This window comes from Peribacillus sp. (genome assembly GCF_059453735.1).
Genome location: NZ_JAZVJO010000109.1, coordinates 1 through 3,644, shown reverse-complemented (window position 1 = coordinate 3,644; position 3,644 = coordinate 1). Strand labels below are relative to the sequence as shown.

3 protein-coding genes are annotated in these 3,644 nt (G+C 40.8%); 1 reads left to right on the top strand and 2 read right to left on the bottom strand.

Features of this window, described 5'->3' with window-relative positions; genetic code table 11:
* Positions 1 to 374 (bottom strand): hypothetical protein (locus AC52RT_RS03600; protein WP_495539488.1); only part of this gene is annotated, 374 nt, incomplete at its 3' end.
* 299 nt (positions 375 to 673) lie between these two features.
* Between AC52RT_RS03600 and AC52RT_RS03595 the strand changes: the two genes are divergently transcribed.
* The gene (locus AC52RT_RS03595; RefSeq protein ID WP_495539487.1) at positions 674 to 850 is read left to right on the top strand and encodes a hypothetical protein; all 177 of its coding nucleotides are present in this window, start codon (positions 674 to 676) and stop codon (positions 848 to 850) included.
* A gap of 52 nt (positions 851 to 902) precedes the next feature.
* Here AC52RT_RS03595 and AC52RT_RS03590 read toward each other — a convergent pair whose 3' ends face one another.
* The gene (locus tag AC52RT_RS03590) at positions 903 to 3,440 is read right to left on the bottom strand and encodes a S8 family serine peptidase (protein ID WP_495539486.1); all 2,538 of its coding nucleotides are present in this window, start codon (positions 3,438 to 3,440) and stop codon (positions 903 to 905) included.
* Positions 3,441 to 3,644 lie beyond the last annotated feature (204 nt).

Below are 3,644 nucleotides of genomic sequence, written 5' to 3'. Positions count from 1 at the left end.
GCAAGCTGTCTTGCTTCCCCAGAAGGCTGTTCGTGAACAATCGCTTCCATTCTTGTGACCATTGTTCCACTTGCAGGATTATCTTCTAGTACCTGAAGCGGCAATTCGGATATGGAGCCTTTGTTTCTCGGTAAAGCGAATGTATGGTTACCAAAACGTATATAGTAGTTATTCCCATCTTCCTTTTCGATTAAAAAATTCTGATCTTCCGGCAGTACACCAAACAAAATACTTTCACCGTCAATTTCCTCCGTAAGCTGAACATCTTCCGTTACAGTCACAAATCGTTGATTCCAATCTTCTTCCTGAGCAGGTGCCCAACCCGCAGCCACCGACAAATAGAGAAAGAGTGACACACCCATCATATATTTCAATGTTTATCCTCACGATCATTATGATAAGAAATAAGTTATTCCTTAATTTTACAACCGCACAGACTTTTTTACCATTATTTCTTAATTATATTCTGAAAAAGAATAAAGGGATGAGTAAATACCTATTCAATAGGGAGGTTTTTCATTATAAGTGATATTTTTCTACATACATTGGGTAAATGCAATAAAAAGACATCTTATCGTAAACAGCCGATTGACTTCAATGCGGTGATTCATAGATGCAGGCCATCCATCAAATGCGAAGACTCTAGTAAGGTATTAAAAGGGGGCTGACCAGCGTGGATAAAGACAAACTGCTCAAACATCTGGAGAAACAATTTTCGTACCATTATACGCAAGCCGAACAATTCCAGATGGGCAAAGGATCTAAGGAGTCCATTCAGCTATATCAATGCATCGGCGGCGTATATGAGGAGATATATAGACGGATTGATAAGGGAGATTTTGATGAGTGAATAGGAAAGGGGAGCCGGATTGGCTCCCTTTCCTTATTCCAACTAATATATCTTATCTTTCATCCACAAACACATAGCTTCTGAAATTTCCAGTCAAACCTTGGGAATCAACAGCTTGTATAACGTAGGAATAGGTTCCATCGTTAACTGCTTTCCCATCATCATCTGTCCCGTTCCATAAGAAGGAATGACTTCCTCCAGCTTTATTGGCTTCTGTAGTGATAGTTTTGACGACTTCGCCATTTTTCTCTATCCAAATTGTAACTTTACTTTGCTTGGAAAGAGTATAAGACACATCGGCACCTTCATACGGAAGTACCACTGCGTCCCTTTGTCCTGTGATGAAAGGCTTAACATTGTTAGTGACAGTGAAGATTGGACTTTTGACGGTTTTCTTATTGCCTGTAACATCACTTAGCACAAATTGATAATAATATTTCCCTTCAGACACCAATGCTGTCTTATTATTCTTCCCGTTCCATCTGACTGTTCCTTTACCTGCTTTTGTGGATGTATTATTCACAAGCGTCTGCATGACAGTACCATTTTCCGAATGAACAGATGCCGTCACATATGCCGCTTCCGTCAAGTTAAAGTGTGCGGTGTGCAGGGATTTTCCATCCATTTTGAAACGGCCTGATGAAAGGGTCAAAGAAGTGCTTGGTGCGACACGATCCATTTTGATTTTGACAGATTTGGAACTGCTTTTCTTATTACTATCCTTAGCGGTGAAGACGAGTTTATAATCACCGTCTTTCATAAGCTTGCCGGAAGTATTCTTTCCATCCCAAGAAATGCTTCTTTTGCCTGCTGCAGTTGATTTACTGTTCCATAACTGCCTCACGAGACGATTCGAACCATCTGTCACTTTAACGGATAAGAAAGCTGCTTTGCTTAATGTAAAAGGAATATTGACACTTTTGTTTAGCGTTGGCGAGAAATGATTGGTAGCAGCCGTATCCACTTTAGGCGGGATATTATTTGTCACCTTGATGAATCTGTTCCAGCTTAAAGAACGTGTTCCGCTCGATAAGGCGACAACGATCTTATAGTTACCGCTTGAAGCCATTACAGAAGTACCATCAAGTTTTCCATCCCAAGCAATCGATGCCTTGCCGCCATTCCACATCTTGTTGCTGACAAGCTTGCGGACCGTCTTTCCGTTGCTGTTCTGTACATAGACATTCAAAATCGTGTTACCTGTCGCGTTGAAGGTAATGCCTGCTTTATTGCTCCCCGTCATATTGAAGCCTGTCGGCACGGAAAGATTCGATAATGGTGCCGCTGTGCTATTCAAAGCCCGCTGTGCATCTACCCTTCCATAACCATATAAAGAATCCCACCCTTTTCTTCCAAGATCAATGGAAGAGCGAGCCAGTATACTTTCCACCTGATATCCTGACAAAAACGGATTTTTGGATAGAACTAAAGCTGCTACACCCGCAACTACCGGCGTTGCCATAGACGTGCCATCATAAGCAGCATAGGAGCTTTTCGTTACCGTCGAGTAAATCTCTTCACCCGGTGCGGAAAAATCAATGTAGTAACCATAGTTAGAAAACCAGGAATCCTTATCATTCCTATTCGTACTGCTGACAGCTATGACATTATCATATGCTGCAGGATAAAAAGGATAATTCACAGCATCATTTCCGGATCCTGCAACCACAGTAACTCCTTGGGCAGCAGCATATTGTATAATATAATCCAGCAAATAATGTCCCGAATAGGCACCAATACTCATATTAATGACCTTTGCGCCTTTATTGACGGCATATTGCACACCTACCGCTACATCATAAAAAGAGGCACCGTCTCCATAAAACACATCAATCGGCATGATTTTGACATTTGGTGCCACGCCGACAGAGCCTGAACCATTTGCTGCCGCTGCGATGATTCCCGCCACATGCGTTCCATGGTTGCCAGGAGTATAACTTGTTCCGCTGACAGCATTGAAGGGATTTACAATACTGTGTTTCAAGTCAGGATGATTCGTCTGAACACCATCATCAATGACAGCAACAATCACCTTGTTGGAGCCTTTTGTCACATCCCAAGCTTTAGGTAAATTCAACTTAGGCAAATGCCATTGTTTCTTATAATGAGGATCTTTCGGTACATAGGTTTTCTTCGCTTTAGCATTCGGCTCGACATACTCAACCACTTCACTTTTGACTAATTTTTTAGCAAGTGATTGATGATCTTCCCCCCTCGCTGTCTCCACAAGCACAAAAGAAGCAACATCCAATTCAGACTTCTTCTTCAGATAATGCTTCTTTAAAACTTCATTCTTTTGACCGTCAGTTGTTTCTTCTTTGAACTTGATGATCAGCTCATGTTGATCAAAGTCCGAAGAAGTTTTGAAAATCTTCTCGATTTGATTCTTCTTAAATTCAGGCTTTACAGTCAAATTCGCTTGAGGCATCGCCTGCTGACTTAAGATACTATCCCTCTGCTCATTTACAATTACTTTCTCTTTACCGCTTCCCTTGTTCTCCAATGAATGGACATCCTGCATCCCCGCCGCATAGCCTACGGTTGGCATCAACAAAAACAAGCTGGCTGCCACCGTGAGAATTTTCCTCATCCCATCTCTCCGTCCTAGTATAATTAGTTACATTCATACTAGTATTTTACCATTTTACTGGTAATTGCAACATTTTATATTTATAAAATTTTAGAAGTTTACATATTGTTTAACTTTAAATATTAAAGCTAAATAGAATACTTACGTTAGTAAATTTTCAGAAAGAATATTCTCTACATTGGGAGGTTGTAAAAAAAGATCATC

Bases quoted from the DNA above. Each gene is read 5' to 3' on its own strand.
- AC52RT_RS03590 (WP_495539486.1), bottom strand. From the start codon at position 3,440: ATGAGGAAAATTCTCACGGTGGCAGCCAGCTTGTTTTTGTTGATGCCA.